Origin of the sequence: Flavobacterium fluvii, from assembly GCF_900129545.1 — a bacterium.
Classification (GTDB): Bacteria; Bacteroidota; Bacteroidia; order Flavobacteriales; family Flavobacteriaceae; genus Flavobacterium; species Flavobacterium fluvii.
Genome location: NZ_FQWB01000026.1, coordinates 1 through 1,473 on the forward strand (window position 1 = coordinate 1; position 1,473 = coordinate 1,473).

1 protein-coding gene is annotated in these 1,473 nt (G+C 37.1%); it reads left to right on the forward strand.

The features are described from left to right. Positions 1-74: 74 nt before the first annotated feature. Complete coding sequence (locus BUC16_RS17425; protein ID WP_073372090.1) at positions 75-1,310, forward strand: IS110 family RNA-guided transposase; 1,236 nt, start codon at positions 75-77, stop codon at positions 1,308-1,310. The last annotated feature ends 163 nt before the right edge of the window (positions 1,311-1,473 follow it).

The window sequence follows — 1,473 nt, forward strand, 5'->3', positions numbered from 1 at the left end:
TCATGATTAAAGAGCAATCACAAACCCGGATGAAAATGGAATGATGCGTAACTTTGTGTATAAATCTTAATGTTATGGAAGCTCAAATCTCATTTCCTCAAATTATTGAACGAGGCGCAGGTATGGATGTGCATCGTGATACTGTGGTCGTGACTGTTATGGGTACAGAAATTATAACCGAGACAAAAACTTTTACGACATACACCAACGATTTACGAAGTCTGTGTTTATGGCTTAAATCGTTTGCCATTACTCATGTTGTGATGGAGAGCACTGGGATTTATTGGAAACCCGTATATAATATTCTCGAAGATGATTTCGAAATCCTTTTAGTCAATGCCAAACACGTTAAAAACATTCCGGGACACAAAACCGATAAAAAGGATAGCAGATGGTTAGCCAAGTTATTGCTTAGCGGATTGTTAAAGGCAAGTTTTATTCCTCCAAGCGAAATACGAAACCTACGGGATTTAACCCGATACAGAAAAAAAATGGTTCAAAATTCGACAGCTGAATACAATCGTTTTGAAAAAATCCTGCAGGACGCCAATTTTAAATTAAGTAACGTAATTAGTGATGTTTTTGGAAAATCTGGCAGACTCCTGGTTGAAGCAATCAAAAGCGGCAACAACAATTTTGAAGAACTGCTCGCCCTTTGCCATGGTAGAATTAGAAAAAAAAGTGAGATACTCAAAGAGTCATTGCAAGGGAAACTTACTCCACACCATAAATTTATGCTTGATACCATTCAGTTGAATATTGACAACATCCAGAACAAAATAGCATTGATTGATCAAAAAATAGATTCTCTTTGCCAGCCTTTTAATGAAGAAATCAATCTTTTACAGACCATCCCAGGAATAAACAGAATCAGCTCAGCGGTATTGATAGCAGAAATTGGAGTTGACATGAATGTATTTCCAACTACCCAACATTTGGCATCTTGGGCGGGAATTTGTCCCGGCAATAACCAAAGCGCAGGGAAAGTGCATTCAAGCCGTACCACAAAGGGAAATCAGCATCTAAAAACCGCATTGGTTGAATGTGCTTGGGCTGCTTCCCATGTAAAAGATTGCTATCTGAGAAAAAAATTCGAATCACTTATTGGTCGTAGAGGTAAAAAAAGAGCACTAGTTGCTGTTGGTCATAAAATCCTCAATGCGGCTTATTTTATCATCAAATACAAGGTTCCTTATTTTGAGTTAGGTTATGATTATATTGATTCAAGAAGAAAACAAAGTCAGGTTCAGTCCTATCTTGACAAATTAAAAAATATGGGTTTTGAGGTTGAAATAACCCAAGCCCATTGAAGGTCGTCTTTTACTGCTGGTACGTATGTAACCGCGAAAAAGAAATTGACCCTAAACGCTAAGAACAAACCATTGTTGCCACGAGCACGCAGAAGAAAATTTTACCCTTTAGCGTTTTTTAATGTCAAAGAACCTTTTAAATAAATCATTTTCAGAAGAAAAA

Coding starts and splice junctions, on each gene's coding strand:
- BUC16_RS17425 (WP_073372090.1), top strand. CDS start 75: ATGGAAGCTCAAATCTCATTTCCTCAAATTATTGAACGAGGCGCAGGT.